Raw genomic sequence first — 20052 nt, forward strand, 5'->3', positions numbered from 1 at the left:
TCCTTCAGTCGCTCACCGCCTCGCGCCGAGTCCGATTGCGCCACACCCGGTACGCTCGTATCCCGGCCCGCACCGAGCCGAACAGCAAGCCTTCCTCCATCTCCCTGGCCAGGCCGGAGCGCACCAGCATGCGCAGGAAGCGTCCCCGTGCCCGGGCGATGGCGAAGTGGATGCCTTGGGCGGCCAGGGTATCGCGGACTTCGCGCAGGGCGGAGATGCCGCTGACATCGATGCTGGTCACGGCTTCGGCGTCGAACAGTACGGCGCGGGGCTCGGCTTCACGTTGCACGGCGTCGAGTAGGCGCATTTTGAAGTAGTCGGCATTGAAGAACAGGATGGCATCGTCGAAGCGGTATACCACCAGGCCCGGTACGGTGCGGGCGTCCTTGTGGCGGTTGATGTCGACCTGGCCTTCGATGCCCGGCACCCAGCCGAGCACGGCATCGGTCGGCTGGTAGATGCTGTAGAGCAGGCGCAGGATGGCCAAGGTCACGGCGAAGATAATGCCCGGCAACACCCCCAGGCCCAGCACGCCGACCGTGGTCAACAGGCACAGCCAGAATTCGAAGCGGCTGAGCCGGTAGATTTTGCCCAGCGATTTCACATCGATCAGTCCCCAGCCGGCCATCAGCAGCACCGCGCCGAGCACGGCCTGGGGGATCCAGGCCATGGGGGCGGTGAACAGCAGCAGGATCAGGGCGATCACCAGGGCAGCGATGATGCCCACCAGTTGGCTCTTGCCGCCAACCATGTCGTTGACCGCAGTGCGTGAGTCGGCGCCGCTGATGGCGAAGCCCTGGGACACCCCGGCAGCCAGGTTGCTCACACCGAGGGCGACGAACTCGTGGTTGGCGTTGATGGCGTAGCCGTGACGCGCGGCGAAGCTGCGTGCGGTGAGCATGGCGCTGCAGAAGCTGACGGTGGCGATACCCAGGGCATCGCGCAGCAGGCTCTTCATCTCAGCGAGATTGCTTTGTGGCCAGGCCAGTGTCGGCATGCCGGAAGGCACTGGGCCGAGGACCGCGACGCCGAAGCGGTCCAAGCCGAACACACCGACCAGCAGGGTGAACACCGCCACCGTCACCAGCGCCGCCGGCAGACGCGGATGGCGGCGCGGCAGCCAGATCAGCAAGGCCAGTCCGGCTAGGCCAATGACCAAGGTCAGCCAGTGGATCTCGCCCAGGCGTTGGTAAAAATTGATCAGGCTGAGGATGAAGCCATCGCCTTCGATCTTGAACCCCACCACCTTGCCCAACTGCCCGGCCAGCAGACTCAAGCCGATACCGTTCAGGTAGCCGATCAGGATCGGCCGCGAGAAGAAGCTGGCAATGAACCCGGCCCGCGCCACCCCGGCGGCGATCAGCATCACCCCGACCAGGACGGTGACGATCACTGACAACTGCGCCAGGCGCTGCAGATCGCCCATGGCCAAGGGCGCCACGGCTCCGGCGACCATGGCGCAGGTGGCTGCGTCCGGGCCAACCATCAACTGCCGCGAACTGCCAACCAGGGCATAGACGATCATCGGCAGGATGCAGGCGTACAGGCCGTACTGCGGTGGCAGGCCAACGATCTGCGCATAGGCGATGGCAATGGGAATCTGGATGGCGGCTACCGACAGGCCCGCCTGGACGTCGGCATGGAACCATTCACGGCGGTAGTGCAGCAGGTTGGCCAAGCCGGGCAGCCAGCGGGAGAGAAACATGCACGGGTCCTTTCGAGTGCTTCACAGGGGCGGGGTTATTTGCGCCTTAAGCCGGGCCGGTTGCAAGTGGATTTTCGCGAGGTGCATTCAAGCCGGGTCTCTCCTGTAAAAAAGCCATGACCGGCCATGAGACTGCAGGAGCGCCATGTACCGAGACCTGCCAGAGTGAAAACCGAGTCGATGGCGAAAAAATGATATGACCCGTCGGGTTGACGGGAGTTGTCGTCGCAAAATTGCGTTTATCGTTTTGCCAACACAGCGGGAAGCCAGCCATGCAAAACGAAAGATCTGTTATCGATAGTCATGTTCATTTTTATACAGAAGCGGATCTGGCTAACGTCCAGGGGAAGCTCCCCTACAGTATGCCGAAACCGCATTCGCTCACGGATTATCTGGGGCAGTTGCAGCGGTCTGGTTTTGTTCCGAGGTTCTTGAACAACGTTCACCTGAGTATTCTGCCTGACTCCGAAAATGTGTTCGCTTCATTTGAAGAGCTGAAAGTCCTGCAAGCAGGCAACCCTGCTGTTTATGGCGCAATTCGGCTGGTCGGCACGATCAAAGCGGACCCGCAATATGCTACGGATGTTCGGCTGGGTCATCCTCAGGTCGCGGGGGTGAGGATCGTCTTGCACGATGCGAAGCCTGAATCTATCGGTACGGGCGCCTATAGCGGGGCTGTCTGGAACGCCCTGTATGAGCGCATTCGTGACCACCAGCACGTTCATGTATATGCCCAGGACGCAGAGACAAACCTGCTGGTGCTCAGGCAGATCCCTCGCCATATCCGAGTGATGATCGACCACCTTGGAACTTGTCAGGCATCCAGGGGGGCGGAGTCGGAGGCTTTTTCTTCTTTGCTACAGGAGGCGAAAAAGCGCGGCAACGTCTGGTTCAAGGGGCCTGGTTATCGAACCTCCATTGAAGTGGAAAAAGTCGTTCCGTTCGCTGCGCGCCTTTTGTCCGAATTGGGGCCGGATAGGCTGATTCTTCAGGCTAGCGATGCGCCCCATGTTGGGACGGACAGTAGGGGAATAGCGTTCGAACGTAACTTTGATGCAATAAGGGCGTTCGAGTTTGTCCAGCGCCTGGCCGAGTCGTTATCGCTACAGAACTCGGTACCTGCGAAACAGATTCTTAGTGGATCAGTATCCACATTATTCAATCTTGATTAAGCCAGAGTGAGAAGCGGGAAAAACATGAACAATAAAGTATCGACGCAGGACATTGAATTTGACGTTAACTTCGCTGGTGAAACCGTGCGCTTGAAAGGCACAGTATTCCAGCCCGAGAGCGTCAACGAAACTTCTGGAAAACTGCCGCCTGTTGTCTTCAACTCTGGCTTCACCGGTGGGGTTTCCATGTATGGCCAGCTGTTTGGTCGTGCCTTGGCGGCCAGGGGGTACCGAGTGATGACCTACGACGTGGCCGGGTTCTTCTCGAACAAGGACATTCGTAATACTCACAAAGTTGGCGACATCACCGTGACCAATGTGAGCTTGCAGGACCAGAAGGATGAGGTCTTGGGCGCTGTGGCCTGGGCACGGGAAAACTTTGGTGAGATGCCCGTAGTGGCCTCCTGGGCAATGGGCTCGGTCGCGAGCCTCGCTGCGGTCTCCGAGCTGGCCAAAAGCGGCAAGGAGCAGATCAGGTTCTGGGTGCCGATGAGCTACACCAGCATTCGGGATTTGCAATCGCTGCGTGCGGATGCGAAGGGCGCCGACGCGGCTATCCGCGAACTCAACGGCGATGATCCGATTCCGCCATTCGACACCGGCACCGAGGCGACCCGCCTGGGCTACTATCCGCTCGACCCAGCGACTCAGCAGTACGTGGATCTTCAACTGGGAGGCTACACCGAGGCAGGCGGAGCCGACCGCTGGCCAGGCTGCACCCATGTCACCGCGAAATCGTACACGTCCTACGTTGCGTTCGATCCTGAGCAGGCGATCGAGGGTGCCCAGGGCTTCCCGCCGGCACTGATCATCCATGGCGCCCAAAACACCCTGCACATGCCAAGCGAGTCCGAACGTCTGCATCGCATCTACCCCGGTGATGCGGGTGATGGTGTGCTTATTCTGTCGGACATGCAGCATGGCCAGCAAAACCAGGCCGACCATCCGGTTTTCCAGGCCATCATTGAGAACATCGACGAAGCTGTGCGCCGGTATATCTGAGCCTCAACGCGTGAACTGCGAGGCCTAGAGTTTCGGGCCTCGTAGCGGAAAAGCGCTTGCCTCCCCGCACCCCCCATTGTACCTTCCCCCCATTCTTGGCCTGCCAACTCCCCCTGTAGGTCGCTAAGTGCGAGCGCAGTCCACATTGCTCGTCTTGAGTCAGTTGGCAGTATTCACCTGCCGTTGCGCTGCGACCAGAACCGTATGGCCCAGTGAAGTCGCCCACTTGGCTGGCGTGCCATCCAGGCGGTATGCAAATGTTCCGCGTATCTCGCCCCCAAGAAGCTTCAAAGAAAGAAGATATGCTCAACTCAGCGATCGCCAATGCGCAATGTGAAGCACCCAAACGAATCGGATTGCTCATTCTTCCGCAGTTTTCCATGATGGCCCTGGCTGGAGCCAGCGAGCCATTGCGGGCGGCGAACAGACTGGCTGGAAAGCCCCTTTATGAGTGGTGCTTGCTATCCGAAACGGGCGGAACCGTGAGTTCGAGCAGCGGTGTCGAGATCAATACCGAGTCGCTGGAGAACGCGCCCGAGCTTGATCGTGTATTCGTACTTGCAAGCCTGGATATCGAGCACCAGCGCCCACCCAGAATGATTCGATTCCTGCAGAAGACGGCATCGAAGGGTAGAACCGTAGGCGCTTTTAGCACCGGAACTTTCATTCTGGCCCGGGCAGGGTTGCTGGAAGGTAAAAAATGTACCCTGCACTGGGAATCGATAAACCAGTTTGCAGAAGAGTTTCCCACTATCGAAGTTACCCGTGAGCTGTACGTCAATCACTACAACCGCTGGACCTGCGCCGGGGGCACGGCAGCAATCGATCTGATGCTCGCTCAGATATCGGTTGATTACGGTGGAAAGCTCGCAGCAGCCGTTGCTGAACAATTCCTGCATGCCAGAATCAGAGGGCCGGAAGAACAGCAACGGATGTCCATTCAGTGGCGGTTTGGCGTTCACGACCGACGGATCACGGCGGCGATCGCTCATATGGAAGATAACTTTGAGCATGTCATCAGCATTGAACAGGTGGCAGAGAGCTGCAATCTTTCCCAGCGTCAGCTGGAAAGGCTATGGCACCAGCATTTCGGCATGACGCCTCAGCGTTTCTACCTTGAGCTGCGCTTGACGGAGGCGCGCAGGCTACTCCGGGAAAGTAGCAAGTCCATTGCGTCTATCGCCTATTCATGCGGATTTGTATCTGCCTCCCATTTGGGCAGTGCGTACCGGAAAGCCTGGGGCTGTAGCCCAGGCGAAGAGCGGCGGAAATTTGATATGGGCCAGGCCTGAGCGCTAGCAGAACGATTTCTTGATTTGCGGTTGTTCCATCCCGTCAACTTTCCTGCTTCTTAAGCTCCCGTCATTACCTTGTTGCGACGTAAGTTAGGTGGCTTAGTAACTATACAGTGCTGGCTTTCGGGCAACTCTGCTTATGTCTTGCAATGCAGCCTGAGGCATCTGTGGGATCTTTTTCCAGCCTCCACCCTGGAGCCCTCCATGGCGCGGTTCTGCTGGGCCTGCGCCAGAGCGGTGCAGTCAGCGTAATGTCGATTTTTTGATAAAGGTCGTCGAACCTGAAGCTCAGCCCAAGGAGGAGGGCGGGGTAAGGTCACTATCAATCCGGCATCCGCTCCCAGATGACTCCGGAAATCACAAGAATCTTGCGGAGAAAGGCATAAAAATGGAAACGCTGAGTTTCATTCTCTCGAACGTTGAGCTTGTCGCTCAATTACTCGGGCAACACCTGTTTATCGTCTTCGTGGCCGTCGGACTGGCAATCTTGACAGGTGTGCCAGTAGGCATCTTCATTTCTCAGCACCCTCGTACCAGCCGTTGGGTTCTATCGTTTGCGGCGATGTTGATGACGATCCCTTCAGCCGCGCTTTTTGGGCTGATGATCCCCATCCTCTCTATCATCGGGCAGGGGATTGGGGTGGTGCCTGCGATCATTGCGCTCTTCCTCTATTCCCAGCTCCCCATCATCCGCAATACCCACACAGCTATTTCCAACGTCGACCCGGCTCTTCGCGAGGCAGCCAGGGGCATGGGCATGTCGTCCTGGCAGAGACTTTGGAAGGTGGAGCTGCCGTTGGCGATCCCGCTGATCATGGCCGGCGTGCGTGTTGCGACGGTTATCAATATTGGTATCGCGGCGATCGCCGCTTATATCGGCGCGGGCGGCCTGGGAAGTTTAATTGTGCGTGGCATTTCCCAAACCGATACGCGCCAACTGCTAGCAGGGGCGATATTGATCAGCATCATTGCGGTAGCCGCTGATTATGCCTTGTCCGTCCTGCAGCGTGTGTTGACTCCGAAAGGGCTTGTCAAACTGAATAACCCGAGCATGAAGGAAGCCACAGTGTGATCCAGATTAATAATTTGAATAAGAAATTCGGCTCTGTCACGGCTGTGGAAGATGTTTCCTTCACCGTGGAGGAAGGGCAGATCTGTGTACTTCTCGGCCCTTCGGGGTGCGGTAAAACAACCACGCTGAAAATGATCAACCGGCTGATCTCTCCAACCTCCGGACGCATCTTGATCGGTGGCCGTGACACCGCCGAACTCGACACGGTGACGTTGCGCCGGTCGATCGGCTATGTCATTCAGCAGGTAGGGCTCTTCCCGAACATGACCGTGGAAGACAACATTTGTGTCGTTCCTGATCTCTTGGGCTGGGATAAGACCAAGAGTCGCAAGCGCGCCGCTGAGCTTCTGGAAGTGGTTGCATTGGAGCCGTCGACATTCTCTCGACGCTTTCCTTGCGAACTTTCTGGAGGCCAGCAGCAACGTGTAGGCGTCGCTCGCGCACTGGCTGCCGACCCTCCCGTCATGCTGATGGACGAGCCTTTCGGGGCCATTGACCCGATCAACCGGGACATCATTCAAGATGAGTTCATGCGCATTCAGCGCCAAGTGGGCAAGACTGTCCTCTTCGTCAGCCATGATATTGATGAAGCGGTGAAGATGGCTGACTGCGTGGCCTTGTTCAATGCCGGCCGGGTCGAGCAGTTTGGTACTCCGGATGACCTGCTGGCCCGCCCGGCGAGTGAGTTCGTCGCCAACTTCATGGGCGGTGATCGCATCATGAAGCGCCTGAGGCTTCTACGAGCAGGTGATATCGCGCGGCAGACGCCACCTCAAGAGCAAATGCAGGTGGTGGGTAGCAATGGCGGAGCCTCTTCGTTCACACCTTTGGTCGTTCTACATACGGACGACTTGCGCCAAGTGTTGTCGCAGTTGCTGGGCCAAGGACGCGACTGGGCCGTGTGCAATGACAAGAACGGCAAGTTCGTAGGCTTTGTGCACCAGCAGGACATTCTCGCTCGCTTGGTCGAGAATACGACGCCGGTGGTGCAGTGATGAACAATGTCGCCCAAATGTGGGAATGGCTTCAGGGCTACTGGAGTGAAATCGTTTATCTCTCCATCCAGCATATGCACATCGTTGCGGTCAGCAGTGCCTTGGCTTTGATCGTGGCGCTGCCAGTCGGTATCTGGATGAGCCGTCCGAAAAACCAGAAGTATGCGTTGGCGGTCATGCAGGTGCTGAACGTCGGGCAAGCGATACCCAAGCTCGCCTTGCTCGCCCTGGCCATGAGTTTCGTGGGCGTGGGTGGGCCTGCCGCAATTTTCGCGTTGTGGGTCGCCACACTGTTGCCGATCACGGTGAATACCTACGAAGGGTTGCGGACTGTACCGCGTCATCTCGTCGAGGCCGCCGAAGCGATGGGAATGACGCCTCGCGAGACCTTGTTCAAGGTCGAGATTCCGAATGCGCTCAACGTGATTTTCGCGGGTGTTCGCACGGCCCTGGCCATCAACGTAGGCACGGCGCCGCTCGCCTTTCTGGTCGGCGGTGGTGGTTTGGGTGAGCTCATCTTCACCGGGATTGACTTGAACAACTACGGCATGATGCTCGCCGGCGCTGTATCGACGGCAGGCCTGGCCATTGCAGTGGATCTGCTGTGCAGCTTCGTTCAGTACGCGACGGTATCCCGTGGATTGCGACTGGCGGCGCGATAGTCCTGATAACAACTTATAACGAATAGGTGCTGTATGTTCATACGAGGTCTTGTCGCGCTTTTTACGATGGCATTCCTGGGGGCTGTGCAGGCCGCCCAGCCAGCGGTTGTGGTGGGGGGTAAGAAGTTCACCGAGCAGCAATTGGTCGCCGAGATGACGGCACAGTTGCTCCGCGATCAAGGTTATCGAGTGGACAAGCGCCCAGACCTGGGGTCCTCGGTTTTGCGCTCTGCGCAGGAGAATGGCCAGGTGGATATCTACTGGGAGTACACCGGTACATCGCTGATCATTTATAACAAAGTCGAAGAGCGCCTCGATGCAGAGGAAACCTACGAGCGAGTTAAAAGCCTCGACGCTGCGAAAGGATTGACTTGGCTACAGCCTTCCAGGGCCAACAATACCTATGCTTTCGCGATGCGGAAGGAAGAGGCCGCCGCAAAAGGTATTGCATCGTTGAGTGATCTGGCGAGTCGCGTTCAGGGAGGCGAGCACTTGAAGTTCGCGTCGAACGCCGAGTTCTATTCCCGCCCCGACGGCCTGCGGCCTCTTCAGGATCTCTACGAGTTCAAGTTCGAACGTGACGATATCATCCGTATGGATGGCGGCCTGACCTACCAGGCACTTCGTGAGGGGCAGGCTGACATTGCCTTGGTGTTGTCCACGGATGGTCGTGTACCAGCCTTTGGATTTGTGATCCTCAACGACGACAAAGGCTTTTTCCCGAGTTATGCGCTGACCCCGGTGGTTCGCACCAAGTTCCTGGAGTCGAATCCTGATGTCGCTCAAGCGCTCAACAAGCTGTCCGCGACCCTCACCAGCGACATCATGGCAGCGCTGAATTCACGTGTGGATGTGGGCAGGGAATCCATCGAGAAGGTGGCCCGTGAATACCTGTCGAAGAATCATCTCCTGGTAGCCAACGGTGATTGAGACTTCAGCTCCACAGTCGGGTTCTTGAATAGTCGGTGCGGTAGCGCCGAAGCATGAAAGACGCAAGGCTGGCTCACGATCGTTTCTGTGCGGGCTGCCCGTGCTCGGGTTTCAGTATCGCTGACTTGTTATTGGACAAGCGCCCGGCACCAGGGCGCCGGTAACCTGCTTTCACCAACGTTGGGATTGACTATGGTCTACAAGCATAGAGTCATGGGGGCTGTATTAATGCTCGCGGCAGTTAATTCACAGGCAATGACGGCTGACATCGACTCGATGAGTCTATTGCAACTCCGTCAATCCCTCGATAATGGACAGGTGACCTCGGAACAGCTGGTGCGCCACTTCCAGGAAAATATCCGGAAGAACAATCGCCAAGGACAGCACATTAATGCGGTGATCAGCGTAAACGCCCAGGCGCTTCAGCAGGCCAAGGCATGGGACGCTGAGCGTTCGCGCAACCCTCAATTCAAACGTGGCGCGCTGTCGGGCATCCCCTTCCTGGCGAAAGACAACTTCGATTCGCGCGGTATCGTCACCAGTGGAGGCTCCTACGTTCTTCGCGCTTCCATCCCGGTACAGGATGCGTTCGCCATCCAGCGTTTGCTCGACAGCGGCGCGATCCTGCTTGGTAAAGCGAACATGTCCGAACTGGCCGCGTCCTTTGGCTGGTTCGGCTACAGCTCACTGGGCGGACAGACGCTCAACCCCTTAAACACCAAGCGAGACGCCTCGGGCTCGAGCAGCGGCTCGGCTGCAGCAGTCGCCGCCAGCTTTGCTCCGTTTGCCCTGGGGTCTGACACCAGTGGTTCGATTCGAGGGCCGGCGAGTGTGACGGGAACCGTCGGTTTGCGGCCCTCATTGGGCCTGATCAGCCGGAGCGGTGTCATTCCGTTGTCCCTCACCTTTGATACACCAGGCGTCATCACGAAGGGCGTTTACGACCAGGCCATTGTTCTCGATGCGCTTAAAGGCCAAGACCCCAACGATGCTGCCACCCAGAACATTGATTCGGAGCGCATCGAATTCGTGAAGTCGCTTAGCCCGAATGCGTTGAGTGGCAAGACAGTCGGTGTGGTGTCCAACTTTGAAGGCGCTAACCCTGAAGTGGACAAGGTCTTCCTGGCGGCTCAGGAAAGACTCAAGGAAAAAGGCGCGAAGGTAATCAGCATCAGACTGCCCCGGGCCTATGAAAATCTGTGGGCGGAGGTGCTGGGGCCTGTAGGCGATAGTGAGTTCAAGCCGCAGTTTGAGCGTTATCTCTCCTCGTTGCCTGGCGGACAGCCCAGGACGCTGCTGCAGTTCCTTGAGCAGGCAAGTGCCGAGCAATCCAGGCCAAACGGATACAGGATGAATCCCAAGCGTTTGGCCGCGCTTGAAGCCATCGCCAGAAGCGCTGAGACGGATACGCCAGGCTATATCTCCATTCTCTCCAGAAAGATCCCTGACCTTCGCGACGACCTTCAACGTCTGATGCGTAGCCCAGGTATCGATACGCTTATGTTTGCCACGATTAATTGCCCTCCTTCGGTAGTGCACGGGCAGAAGGATGACAGTTATATCTGCAAGTCCGACGATACCTACGCGGCGTCTTACATTGCTTCGGCCACCGGCTTTCCTGAAATTACCGTTCCGGCCGGGAACATAGGCGGAGGGCTCTCCGTTGGTGTTTCTTTTTTAGGGAGGTACGCTGAGGATGCAAGTGTCGTTAGTTATGCTTATGCATTTCTTGGTAAATAGAAAAGTTTGAGTAGTTCCCGGGCTGGGTGTGTGCCACAGCCAATTTGACGTTGCGTACCAAGTGTAGCCCTCAAGCAAAATCGGGCAATGGCTTGGTCATCGCCTGGTGCGGGCGTCTATATGCAAACGGCAATAAATTCTCTGAGCGTGATAACGTTCGGGCGCTTCCTCTTGCGCCCGGATTAACAATAAACAAAGCGTGAAAGAGGTAGTCATGGTTTTGATTGAAAGTCTTGGGGCTTTGGCTCTGGTTTCCAGTCCGGTTCATTCCATCAGATCGAAAGTGAAGGTTTTTTTCCTTCTGCCGTCTTTATGGGCTTTGATAGTCTCCCAGTCCACACTTGTGGTTGCGGCCGAGCAGCAGGGCGCTGAAGAGCCTGAGAAGTTTGGCACGCTGACTGTGTTGGCAAAGAACTATTACTACAACACAAGCCAGGGCGAGCACCGCTCTGACCAAGTCGACTGGACCCAGGCTTTTCTGGCTACTTTCCAATCTGGTTTCACGCCAGGGCCGGTGGGGTTCGGGGTTGATCTTTTTGGCTACTGGGGCCTGAAGCTCGATGCCGGGAGTGGCCGAAGCGGAACCGGCAATCTTCCGGTCGGCGATGACCGACATCCGGATGACGAGTACGGGCGAGCCGGTGGCGCTATCAAAGCACGATTCGGGTCAACGGTCTTGCGCTATGGGGAAATGATCCCGACTGCACCCGTTTTCGCCCAGAGCACGAGCCGACTATTTCCTCAAACCGCTACAGGCCTGCATCTGGTGAGCAATGATTTCGCTCGTTTGTCCTTGGATGCCGGGCATTTCACGGCAGGCACGGATCAGGTCAACACCAATAGCGATGGCGAACTCTGGGCGACGTACGCCCATGTCGCGACACCTTCGGTCAGCTATGTCGGCGGCAAGTACGCATTCAGCCAAGGCTTGAGCGCAAGCCTATATGCCAGTCGCTTCAAGGATGTCTGGGACCAGTATTACGGGAACCTCAACTACGCCCTGCCGCTGGGCGAGAATCAAGGCCTGGCCTTTGACTTCAACCTATATCGCACCACAGACAGCGGCCAGGCCGGTGCCGGAACGATCAACACGACAGCCGTAGGCATGCAGGTGGCGTACAGGTTCTCGGCCCATACCCTGACGCTGGCGCATCAATCCATCCATGGTGACCAGCCCTTCGATTACGTCGGATTCGGTGATACAGGACGCGCTGGAGGATCTATTTACCTCCCCAACTCCGTCCAGTATTCAGACTTCAATGGCCCAGGCGAGAAATCATGGCAGTTGCGTTATGACGTCAACATGGCGGCTTTCGGCGTTCCAGGATTGACGTTCATGCTGCGCTACCTGAATGGCAAAGACATCGACGGAACGAACGTGAAGTCCGGCGCGTACCTCAACAAATACGGGGCGGATGACAGTGAGTTCGAAACTGATGCCGAAGCGAAGTACGTGGTTCAGTCGGGACCGGCGAAGGATCTTGCAGTACGCCTGCGCCTGGCCTGGCACCGTGGAGATGCGAGTACTGGTGGCACTCAAGATCAGTTTCGGGTTATCACCGAATATCCCATCGACGTGTTCTGAGGCATGACCATCACGCACAGTAGGGCCTGAGCCGGTGGGGCTTTGGGGCAGGGCTCTGTTTTCACGGAATATTATGGATTGAGCGGGTACCGCAGCCGATCATGGCTGACGGCGCTCGAAAAGTTTGCTGGAGCAAGGGGAGGAGGTGGAGCGGGTAGAGGGAATCGAACCCTCCTCAATAGCTTGGGAAGCTATAGTTTTACCAATAAACTATACCCGCTTCGGAGCCCGACTTTTTACCAGAACCGTCTGGCCATGAGAAGCCTTGGGCGCAAAAAAAGCCTGTCGGTGACCTGCAGCGCGTGGGTACGGGGCACGCTGCAGGCTGCCTTGCCCATCAGATGGCCAGCGCATGGTGGCCCTGCATGTAGTGGTTGCGTGGGCGGGACTCGCGGACCGTAGCCGGCTTGAGGAAACCCAGGAATGCCTCGCGGGTGGCCTCGCAGGCGGCTTTGTGCTCCATGTCGAGGAAGTGACCGGCACCGCGGATCTCGCTGAAGTGGCTGTTGCGCACATGCTCCTTGAACTGCCGCGCATCCTCGACGGTGGTGTACTCGTCGCGGTCTCCGTTGACGAACAGCACCGGGATATCGATGTTGCGTGCGCCCTTGAGTGCCCTGGCCAGGTCATGGTTGAGCACTTGGTTGATGTGGAAGTGCATCTGGGCGTACTCGTGGCTGTCCAGGCTGCTGACGTGCCGGTAGTTGAAGCGCTTGAACAGCGAGGGCAGATGCTTGCCGATGGTGTCGTTGACCAGGTTGCCGACCTGATAACGGTCGCAGGTGCTCAGGTACCGGCTGCCACGCTCCAGGTAATCGCGCATGGGTTCGTTGATCACGGGTGAGAAGGAGCTGACCACGGCCTTCTTCACCTGCCGTGGCTGGTGCGCCAAGGCCAGCAGGGTACAGGCCCCTCCCCAGGAAAAGGACATTACGTGATCGGCGTGGAAATGCTCGATCAGCTCCAGGAGGATGTGTGCCTCGGTTTCCTTGGTCAGCAGGCGCTCATGGCGGTTGTGCGGCTTGGACTTTCCGGCATAGGGCTGATCGTAGAGCACCACGTTGAACTGTGGGTGCAGACTGCGCACGGTTTGGGCAAAGGAGGCCGTCGTGGCCAGGGAGCCGTTGACCAGGATGATTGTCTTCTCAGCGGCATCCGCGCGATGGAACTCCGTGTAAACCCGATACTGACCTTGTAGATCAAGTACAGCAATTTCTGGCCTCATGTCGTCGACTCCTGGCGCAAAAAGGGTATTCGCGTCACCTAGGGTGCACGTTCTTTATGACAGGTAGGCATACGCCTAGAAGAGAACCGGGGCCCTTTGTCGATCCTTGGTACGCGTGGTCGACGGGTATTGTTGTAGGCGGGCAATCTGCCGTACCCCGCTGCTTCGAGGCCTCGGGTAGTCGGCAAAAAGGCGTCTTGGACTGCGGTCGTGACCGATGAGTCACATGCAGACTGACGATTTGGATTCAAGCAGGCGGCTGGCCAACCTGCAAGTGCCATTTAGGGGGTTCGTTGAAAAAAACGCTGGGCGGTAGGCCGGTGCTGTATGCCTTGACCCTGTATTTGAGGGGACGACCGCTTTGCAGGCAGTCAGTGAGGCATCAGACCGCAGCGATCTCTTCTTCGCTCAGTGCCCGGAATTCCCCAGGCGCTAGCCGTGGGTCCAGTACCAGCGGCCCCATGCTCTCCCGGTGCAGGCGCAGCACCTTGTTATCGAAGTGGCCGAACATGCGCTTGACCTGGTGGTAACGCCCTTCGACGATGGACAAGCGTGCCTGGCGTGGGCCCAGCAGGGTCAGGTCGGCGGGTAGGGTGGTCAGGTCTTCGAAGGCGAAGTAGAACCCTTCGCGGAATTTGTCGATGCAATGCGCGCCGATCTCGTCTTCGGTTTCCACGTAGTAGATTTTGGGCAACTTGGTCCGGGGTTGGGTCAGGCGGCGCGACCATTGCCCGTCGTTGGTCAGCAGCATCAGGCCGGTGGTGTTGTAGTCCAGGCGGCCTGCGATATGTAGGTCGTCGCGCTGGTCGGCCGGCAGCAGGTCGAGCACGGTGCGGTGCTGAGGGTCCTGGGTGGCGCTGACGCAGCCGGCGGGCTTGTGCAGCATGAGGTAGCGCGCAGGGCGCCCGGCTTGCAGCAGTTGGCCATCGACCTCAATGCGGCTGAACGCTCGCACTTCCATGCGCGGATCCGCGACCACCTGGCCATCCACATGCACGCGCCGCTCCACCAGCAACAGGCGGACTTGCTGGCGGTTGTAGCAGGGCAGATTGCCGAGGAAACGGTCGAGGCGCATAGGGACATGTATTGAAAGGGAGAGGCAGTCTACCGGGCTGGCGGGTTTTGCGCTGCCCTGAGCTGCTCTTCGACGGCGGCGCAGCGCGGGCACAGGCAGGCCTTGTCGCGCAGCTCGGCGGGCAAGGCTTCCAGCACCGCCGGGTCGATACTCACGCCATAGCACCAGCAACTGTGCGTGGCGCTGCGCGGATCGGCCAGACTGCAGTGGTTGAGGGCGCCACAGGCGGGGCAGTGCTGGGTGTCATTCATGGTCGGATCTGGGCATCTCTGTGCTGGTGGGTGAAGACGGAAAAGCGAAAACAGCGCGGAAAGAAAAAGGGCCTTGTATCAATTTATTGCAAGAAGGGCACTGCACCCCAGGGCGAAGGTCTGATTCAGTGTCGACGAACGCTTGTTGTCCGACGCCTGCCAGCGCCGCTGGGCCAGGCACTCAAGCGGTCCGGGAGGCCGCCATGCACCCTCGAATTCTGTTGATCGCATTGTTGGGCCTGATCACCACCGCTTGTGTTCCCTACGGCGGTAGTGGCTACTACCGCACGCAGTACTATACCGCTGATCGCTATGTCTATCCGGGTTACTACCGGCCGGCCTATCCCTACAACCGCGGCTACTATGTCGCACCCCAGCCACGCCATTACTACAGTCCGCCGGTCCGTTACTACCGGCCTGCGCCCGTGCCTCACTACAAGCCTTATCCGCCGCCTGGGGTGAACCGTCATTGGCAGGATGGCCCTCGTTACGACCATCGCTACAACAGTGACCGGCAGCGCTACGACTATGGCCGTGACCGCAATCGCCATGACTACCGCAACGATCGCCGCTATCAGGATGATCGCAGCCTGCACGGCCAGCGCCGTGATGGACGGCCCGCCAACCGCAACTGGCAACGCTGAAGTCAGGCCAGGTCCGCCAGCGGATGGCGGCCTTCCCACACCTTGCTGAAGTGCGCCTCGACCACCGCTGCGGGCACCTGGGCGATATCCGGCCAGTGCCAGCGCGGCAGGTTGTCCTTGTCCAGCAGGCGGGCGCGCACGCCTTCGCTGAACTCGGGGTGGCGGCAGCAATTCAGGCTCATCGCGTATTCCATCTGGAACACCTGGGCCAGCGACAGGTAGCGCGCCCGGCGGATCTGTTCCCAGACCAGGCGCGCAGTCAGCGGGCTGCCCTCATGCAGGCGTTGCCCGGCCTCGGCCAGCAGCGGGTCGGGGTGCCGGCGCAGGCCGGACAACGCGCGCCACGCGGCGACTGGGTCAGCCACATCCAGCAGTTCGTCGATCAGTGCCCGCCGTGGCAGCCATTGCGGCTCCGGCAGCTCGGCGCAGGCGCGGTGTTGTTCCGCCTTGAGCAGACTGTTCAGTTGCAGGATCGTCTGTTCCTGCCAATTCAGTTGCAGCAGTTCCTCGGTCAGGGCGTCCTGCTGTTGTTCGCCGAGAAACCGGTCGGCCAGGTCCAGGTCCAAGGCATCGCGAGCGTTGATCGGCGCGCCGGTCAGGCCGAGGAACAGTCCCAGTTTGCCGGGCAGACGGGCGAGGAACCAACTGGCGCCGACATCCGGGTACAGGCCGATGCTGATCTCGGGCATGGCCAGGCGAGTGCTTGGTGTGACGATGCGCACACTGGCACCTTGCAGCAGCCCCATGCCGCCGCCCAGCACATGGCCATGGCCCCAGCACAGCAGTGGCTTGGGGAAGGTGTGCAGGTGATAGTCGAGTCGGTACTCGGCGGCGAAGAAGCGTGCGGCCAGCGTTGGCACGTCGCCCGGCTTCTCGCGGCAGGCCTGGGCCAGGCTGCGTACATCGCCCCCGGCGCAGAACGCTTTTGGGCCATTGCCGCGCAACAGCACACAGACGATGCCTGGGTCGTTGGCCCAGGCCCGTAGCTGTTCATCGAGCACCTCGATCATTCGTAGGTTCAGGGCATTGAGTGCCTTGGGTGCATCCAGGGTGGCGATGCCGATACGCGCACCATCGACGCCGATGTGCACCTCGCAATGGATAGACATGGACAACCTCGCTGGAGCTATGCGCACAAGTATGGCTTGCCCCTGCAATCCTGCCGGTCGTCGGTCGGATCGATTGACAAGGCGCAGCAGCTTTCCTAGTGTCGCGCCATTGTTTACGGATGGCCCCATGACTGACGACGACCGCATCAAACTCGAACCAAGCTGGAAGGCCGCGTTGCGCGCCGAGTTCGACCAGCCCTACATGCAGCAACTGCGTGAATTCCTGCGCCAGGAGTACGCCGCCGGCAAGCAGATCTACCCACCTGGGCCCCTGATCTTCAACGCCCTCAACTCCACGCCGCTGGACAACGTCAAGGTGGTCATCCTCGGCCAGGACCCGTACCACGGCCCGGGGCAGGCCCACGGCCTGTGCTTCTCGGTGCAGCCGGGCGTTCCCACACCGCCATCGTTGGTAAACATCTACAAAGAGCTGCAGCGCGACCTGAACATCGGCATCCCCAACCATGGCTACCTGCAGAGCTGGGCCGACCAGGGTGTCTTGCTGCTCAACACCACCATGACCGTGGAAAGGGGCAATGCGGCCTCCCATGCCAACAAGGGCTGGCAGATCTTCACTGACCGGATCATCCAGGTGGTCAGCGAGCAGCGGTCCGATGTCGTGTTCCTGCTTTGGGGATCGCATGCCCAGAGCAAACAGAAGCTGATCGACGGGACCAAGCACCTGATCCTCAAGTCGGTGCACCCGTCGCCGCTGTCGGCCTACCGTGGATTCTTTGGTTGCGGGCACTTCAGCCGGACCAACAGCTTTCTTCAGCAGCGTGGGATTGCGCCTATCGAATGGGCTTTGCCGCCCTTGGCTTGACGCTTGATGGTGGGCTGGGGCGATGCGTTACCTCACGTCGACCGAGTGATATTGGCCTGTTTCGTACTGGGGTATTGGCGTTGCGGGTGGGGTGAACATCCATTTGCTTTGGTGACTCAAGGCCACCAAAGCAAATGGATATGCTCTCGATGTCAGGGTCAGGGTCAGGGTCAACCACAAACCGCCAAACCACCCTCAATTACCCTTTTTTCCGTCCCTATCGGCCTCAGGCTGTCCACCAACCCAATGCCGAAACAACGGCTCCGCCAGAAACAACACGAACAACAGACGCATCACCTGCAAGGCCGTGACCAGCGGCACCGACAGTTGTAGGGTCTCCGCCGTCAGGCTCATCTCGGCAATACCGCCTGGCATCATGCCCAAGGTCAGCGAACGCAGGTCCAGCGAGGTCAGGCCACTGAGCACCCAGGCCGCGCTGGCCGCGATCACCATGCTCAGGCCTGTGGCCACCAGGGTGCGGCCAAGGAAGGACGGTGCGCGACGAAAGAACGCACGGTTGAAGTGGCAGGCCAGGCCGCTGCCGATCAGCCATTGGCCGATCTGGCTGGCGCCATCGGGCAGGGCGATCTGCAGGTTGCCGGCGAGGCTCGCGACCGCGGCCACCAGCAAGGGCCCGAACAACCAGGGGTTGGGTTGATGCAAGCGTTGCCAGAGCAGCGCACAGGCAACCCCCAGCGGTGCGATCAGCGCCAGCCAGCCCCAACTGACGCTGCCCGCATGGCTCAGCGGCACGCCATCGCCGAGAAGGAACTTGAACACCGCCGGCACGCACAGCACCACTGCCAGTACTCGTAGGCTCTGGGCCGCAGCGACCTGGCTGAGCACCGCGCCGTTGCGCGCGCCGAGGTTGACCATCTCTCCCGAACCACCCGGCATGCTGGCGAAGAACGCCGTGGCACGGTCTTCGCCTGTGCGCCGCAGCAACCAGACACCGATCACGCTGGATAGGGTAGTGAGCAGTGCGCCGAAGAAGATCAGGCCGAAGTGGCTGGCGACCTGTTCGATCACCGCCGGGGTGAAGTGCAGGCCGATGCCGATACCGATGATCCATTGGCCGCATTTGCGGCCATTGGGGATTTCCGTGAGCTGCCAGGGGGTCAGGCAGCGCACCAGGATGATCGACAGCAACGAGCCAACCATCCAGGGCAGCGGCCAGCCTACCTTGCTGGCGAGAAACCCGCCTGCAAGGCCGACCAGCCCGGTTGCCCAGTACAGTGGCAGTGACCGCTCAGACATCAGCCAGGGCACGGCGTTGCTGGGCGCGTCGGCGCCAGATGCGCAGCAGCGGCAGGCTCAGCATGCACAGGGTCAGGCCCCATACCGACATGCTGATCGGGCTCGACCAGAGGATGCCCAGCTCGCCATTGGAGATCGACAGGGCACGGCGCAGGTTCTGTTCCATCAGACCGCCGAGGATGAAGCCAAGCAGGATCGGCGACAGTGGGAAGTCCAGCTTGCGCAGGATGTAGCCGAGGATACCGATGCCGACCATGAGGAACAGGTCGAAGGTAGTGGCGTGCACGGCGTAGACACCGATCGCGGTGATGATGGCGATCACCGGCACCAGCGCCCAGTTCGGCACGGCGAGGATGCGGGTGAAGATGCGGATCATCGGGATGTTCAGGATCACCAGCATGATGTTGGCGATGAACAGCGAGGCGATCAGGCCCCAGACGATGTCGGGCTGCTGTTCGAACAGCAGTGGGCCGGGGGTGATGTTGTACAGGGTCAAGGCGCCGATCATTACGGCGGTGGTGCCCGAGCCCGGTACGCCGAGGGTCAGCATTGGCACCAGGGCGCCGCAGCAGGAGGCACCGATGGCGGTTTCCGGTGCGGCCAGGCCACGTTTGTCGCCCTTGCCGAAGGTGCCTTTGGTGCCGGCGATGCGTTTTTCGGTCATGTAGGCCACGGCGCTGGCCAAGGTCGCGCCGGCGCCAGGCAGCACGCCCATGATGAAGCCGAGCAGGCCGCAACGGATGTTGACGGCGAATACCGAGGCTGCTTCCTTGAGGTTGAACAGCATGCGCCCAGTGGCTTTGACCGCTTCGTGGCCGTGGTGGGTCTTCTCCAGGAGCAGGAGGATCTCGCTGATGGAGAACAGGCCCAGTACCAGTACCACGAACTGGATGCCGTCGGCCAAGTGCACGCTGTCACCGGTGAAACGGTATACGCCGCTGTTGGCATCGATGCCGACGCTGGAGAGGAACAGGCCGATCAGTGCGGCGATGAAGGTCTTCAGTGGCTTGTCGCCTGCCATGCCGCCGAGGCAGACGATGGCGAAGACCATTAGCACGAAGTACTCAGCCGGGCCGAAGGCGATCGCCCATTTCGCCAGCAGCGGCGCGAACAGGACCATGCCGCAGGTGGCGATGAAGGCACCGATGAACGAACTCCAGGCCGACAGCGACAGGGCCACGCCGGCCAGGCCTTGGCGGGCCATGGGGTAGCCGTCGAGGGTGGTCATCACGGTGGAGGCTTCGCCGGGGATGTTCAGCAGGATCGAACTGATCCGACCGCCATACTCGCAGCCCAGGTAGACCGCTGCCAGCAGGATCAGCGCCGACTCCGGCGGCAGACCCAGGGCGAAGGCGATAGGGATCAGCAGCGCCACGCCATTGATCGGGCCCAGGCCCGGCAGCAGGCCGACCACGGTGCCGATCAGGGTGCCGGCCAGGGCGGTGGCCAGGTTGTACGGGCTAAGGGCGACGCCGAAGCCCTGGCCCAGGTAGCTCAAGGTATCCATGTG

Annotated in this window: 18 protein-coding genes and 1 tRNA gene; 11 read left to right on the plus strand and 8 right to left on the minus strand. The window is 59.6% G+C overall.

The genetic code is table 11. The features are described from left to right. Positions 1-4 precede the first annotated feature (4 nt). Positions 5-1705, minus strand: a complete 1701-nt coding sequence (locus tag ACYU03_RS05765; RefSeq protein ID WP_461888766.1) for a SulP family inorganic anion transporter — start codon at positions 1703-1705, stop codon at positions 5-7. 272 nt (positions 1706-1977) lie between these two features. Between ACYU03_RS05765 and ACYU03_RS05770 the strand changes: the two genes are divergently transcribed. From ACYU03_RS05770 to ACYU03_RS05810, 9 genes are all read left to right on the plus strand, one after another. Next, positions 1978-2877: an amidohydrolase family protein gene (locus ACYU03_RS05770; RefSeq protein WP_461888768.1), complete on the plus strand. Its 900-nt coding sequence runs from the start codon at positions 1978-1980 to the stop codon at positions 2875-2877. Between the two features lie 24 nt (positions 2878-2901). Beyond that, a complete protein-coding gene (locus ACYU03_RS05775; RefSeq protein WP_461888770.1) occupies positions 2902-3879 on the plus strand; it encodes an alpha/beta hydrolase family protein in 978 nt (325 codons plus the stop codon). 257 nt (positions 3880-4136) lie between these two features. Then, positions 4137-5171, plus strand: a complete 1035-nt coding sequence (locus ACYU03_RS05780; protein ID WP_461888772.1) for a GlxA family transcriptional regulator — start codon at positions 4137-4139, stop codon at positions 5169-5171. A 391-nt stretch (positions 5172-5562) separates the two neighbouring features. Continuing rightward, positions 5563-6246 (plus strand): ABC transporter permease, encoded by a 684-nt coding sequence (locus tag ACYU03_RS05785; RefSeq protein WP_461888774.1) that lies wholly within the window; start codon positions 5563-5565, stop codon positions 6244-6246. Continuing rightward, positions 6243-7241 carry an ABC transporter ATP-binding protein gene (locus ACYU03_RS05790; RefSeq protein ID WP_461888776.1) on the plus strand — a complete coding sequence of 333 codons (999 nt, stop codon included), beginning with the start codon at positions 6243-6245 and terminating at the stop codon, positions 7239-7241. Before ACYU03_RS05785 ends, ACYU03_RS05790 begins: the two co-directional genes overlap by 4 nt. Then, positions 7241-7903 carry an ABC transporter permease gene (locus ACYU03_RS05795; protein WP_461888778.1) on the plus strand — a complete coding sequence of 221 codons (663 nt, stop codon included), beginning with the start codon at positions 7241-7243 and terminating at the stop codon, positions 7901-7903. Before ACYU03_RS05790 ends, ACYU03_RS05795 begins: the two co-directional genes overlap by 1 nt. A 33-nt stretch (positions 7904-7936) precedes the next feature. Continuing rightward, positions 7937-8833 carry a glycine betaine ABC transporter substrate-binding protein gene (locus ACYU03_RS05800; RefSeq protein WP_461888780.1) on the plus strand — a complete coding sequence of 299 codons (897 nt, stop codon included), beginning with the start codon at positions 7937-7939 and terminating at the stop codon, positions 8831-8833. 192 nt (positions 8834-9025) lie between these two features. After that, positions 9026-10573 (plus strand): amidase family protein, encoded by a 1548-nt coding sequence (locus tag ACYU03_RS05805; RefSeq protein WP_461888782.1) that lies wholly within the window; start codon positions 9026-9028, stop codon positions 10571-10573. 214 nt (positions 10574-10787) lie between these two features. Next, positions 10788-12158 carry an OprD family porin gene (locus ACYU03_RS05810; protein ID WP_461888784.1) on the plus strand — a complete coding sequence of 457 codons (1371 nt, stop codon included), beginning with the start codon at positions 10788-10790 and terminating at the stop codon, positions 12156-12158. Between the two features lie 146 nt (positions 12159-12304). Here the strand turns inward: ACYU03_RS05810 and ACYU03_RS05815 are convergent. The 4 genes from ACYU03_RS05815 to ACYU03_RS05830 all read right to left on the minus strand — a co-directional run bounded on the left by ACYU03_RS05815 (position 12305) and on the right by ACYU03_RS05830 (position 14709). Next, positions 12305-12378 (minus strand) — tRNA-Gly (locus ACYU03_RS05815). 117 nt (positions 12379-12495) lie between these two features. Further along, positions 12496-13383, minus strand: a complete 888-nt coding sequence (locus ACYU03_RS05820; RefSeq protein WP_461888786.1) for an alpha/beta fold hydrolase — start codon at positions 13381-13383, stop codon at positions 12496-12498. 382 nt (positions 13384-13765) lie between these two features. Next, on the minus strand, positions 13766-14458 hold the full coding sequence (locus tag ACYU03_RS05825) for a pseudouridine synthase (RefSeq protein ID WP_461888787.1): 693 nt from the start codon (positions 14456-14458) through the stop codon (positions 13766-13768). 29 nt (positions 14459-14487) lie between these two features. Continuing rightward, positions 14488-14709, minus strand: coding sequence for a cysteine-rich CWC family protein (locus ACYU03_RS05830; protein ID WP_461888789.1), 222 nt, complete (start codon positions 14707-14709; stop codon positions 14488-14490). Positions 14710-14912: 203 nt separating this feature from the next. On the opposite strand from ACYU03_RS05830, the gene ACYU03_RS05835 reads away from it, so the two are divergent. Continuing rightward, a complete protein-coding gene (locus ACYU03_RS05835; RefSeq protein WP_461888791.1) occupies positions 14913-15353 on the plus strand; it encodes a hypothetical protein in 441 nt (146 codons plus the stop codon). Between the two features lie 2 nt (positions 15354-15355). On the opposite strand, the gene ACYU03_RS05840 is transcribed toward ACYU03_RS05835, so the two are convergent. Continuing rightward, complete coding sequence (locus tag ACYU03_RS05840; RefSeq protein WP_461888793.1) at positions 15356-16462, minus strand: enoyl-CoA hydratase/isomerase family protein; 1107 nt, start codon at positions 16460-16462, stop codon at positions 15356-15358. 127 nt (positions 16463-16589) lie between these two features. On the opposite strand from ACYU03_RS05840, the gene ung reads away from it, so the two are divergent. After that, the gene (ung, locus tag ACYU03_RS05845) at positions 16590-17285 is read left to right on the plus strand and encodes a uracil-DNA glycosylase (protein WP_461888795.1); all 696 of its coding nucleotides are present in this window, start codon (positions 16590-16592) and stop codon (positions 17283-17285) included. Positions 17286-17480: 195 nt separating this feature from the next. Here the strand turns inward: ung and ACYU03_RS05850 are convergent, their stop codons facing one another. Both ACYU03_RS05850 and ACYU03_RS05855 read right to left on the minus strand, forming a co-directional pair. Then, positions 17481-18542, minus strand: a complete 1062-nt coding sequence (locus ACYU03_RS05850; RefSeq protein WP_461888797.1) for an AbrB family transcriptional regulator — start codon at positions 18540-18542, stop codon at positions 17481-17483. After that, positions 18535-20049 (minus strand): tripartite tricarboxylate transporter permease, encoded by a 1515-nt coding sequence (locus ACYU03_RS05855; RefSeq protein WP_461888798.1) that lies wholly within the window; start codon positions 20047-20049, stop codon positions 18535-18537. Before ACYU03_RS05855 ends, ACYU03_RS05850 begins: the two co-directional genes overlap by 8 nt. Positions 20050-20052: the final 3 nt, after the last annotated feature.

The organism is Pseudomonas sp. X10 (assembly GCF_054889225.1).

Excerpts from the sequence above, each read along its gene's own strand:
- ACYU03_RS05840 (WP_461888793.1), bottom strand. The coding sequence starts at position 16,462 with ATGTCTATCCATTGCGAGGTGCACATCGGCGTCGATGGTGCGCGTATC.
- ACYU03_RS05805 (WP_461888782.1), top strand. The coding sequence starts at position 9,026 with ATGGTCTACAAGCATAGAGTCATGGGGGCTGTATTAATGCTCGCGGCA.
- ung (WP_461888795.1), top strand. The coding sequence starts at position 16,590 with ATGACTGACGACGACCGCATCAAACTCGAACCAAGCTGGAAGGCCGCG.
- ACYU03_RS05780 (WP_461888772.1), top strand. The coding sequence starts at position 4,137 with ATGTTCCGCGTATCTCGCCCCCAAGAAGCTTCAAAGAAAGAAGATATG.
- ACYU03_RS05835 (WP_461888791.1), top strand. The coding sequence starts at position 14,913 with ATGCACCCTCGAATTCTGTTGATCGCATTGTTGGGCCTGATCACCACC.
- ACYU03_RS05765 (WP_461888766.1), bottom strand. The coding sequence starts at position 1,705 with ATGTTTCTCTCCCGCTGGCTGCCCGGCTTGGCCAACCTGCTGCACTAC.
- ACYU03_RS05810 (WP_461888784.1), top strand. The coding sequence starts at position 10,788 with ATGGTTTTGATTGAAAGTCTTGGGGCTTTGGCTCTGGTTTCCAGTCCG.
- ACYU03_RS05775 (WP_461888770.1), top strand. The coding sequence starts at position 2,902 with ATGAACAATAAAGTATCGACGCAGGACATTGAATTTGACGTTAACTTC.
- ACYU03_RS05770 (WP_461888768.1), top strand. The coding sequence starts at position 1,978 with ATGCAAAACGAAAGATCTGTTATCGATAGTCATGTTCATTTTTATACA.
- ACYU03_RS05785 (WP_461888774.1), top strand. The coding sequence starts at position 5,563 with ATGGAAACGCTGAGTTTCATTCTCTCGAACGTTGAGCTTGTCGCTCAA.
- ACYU03_RS05795 (WP_461888778.1), top strand. The coding sequence starts at position 7,241 with ATGAACAATGTCGCCCAAATGTGGGAATGGCTTCAGGGCTACTGGAGT.
- ACYU03_RS05855 (WP_461888798.1), bottom strand. The coding sequence starts at position 20,049 with ATGGATACCTTGAGCTACCTGGGCCAGGGCTTCGGCGTCGCCCTTAGC.
- ACYU03_RS05830 (WP_461888789.1), bottom strand. The coding sequence starts at position 14,709 with ATGAATGACACCCAGCACTGCCCCGCCTGTGGCGCCCTCAACCACTGC.
- ACYU03_RS05800 (WP_461888780.1), top strand. The coding sequence starts at position 7,937 with ATGTTCATACGAGGTCTTGTCGCGCTTTTTACGATGGCATTCCTGGGG.
- ACYU03_RS05820 (WP_461888786.1), bottom strand. The coding sequence starts at position 13,383 with ATGAGGCCAGAAATTGCTGTACTTGATCTACAAGGTCAGTATCGGGTT.
- ACYU03_RS05825 (WP_461888787.1), bottom strand. The coding sequence starts at position 14,458 with ATGCGCCTCGACCGTTTCCTCGGCAATCTGCCCTGCTACAACCGCCAG.
- ACYU03_RS05850 (WP_461888797.1), bottom strand. The coding sequence starts at position 18,542 with ATGTCTGAGCGGTCACTGCCACTGTACTGGGCAACCGGGCTGGTCGGC.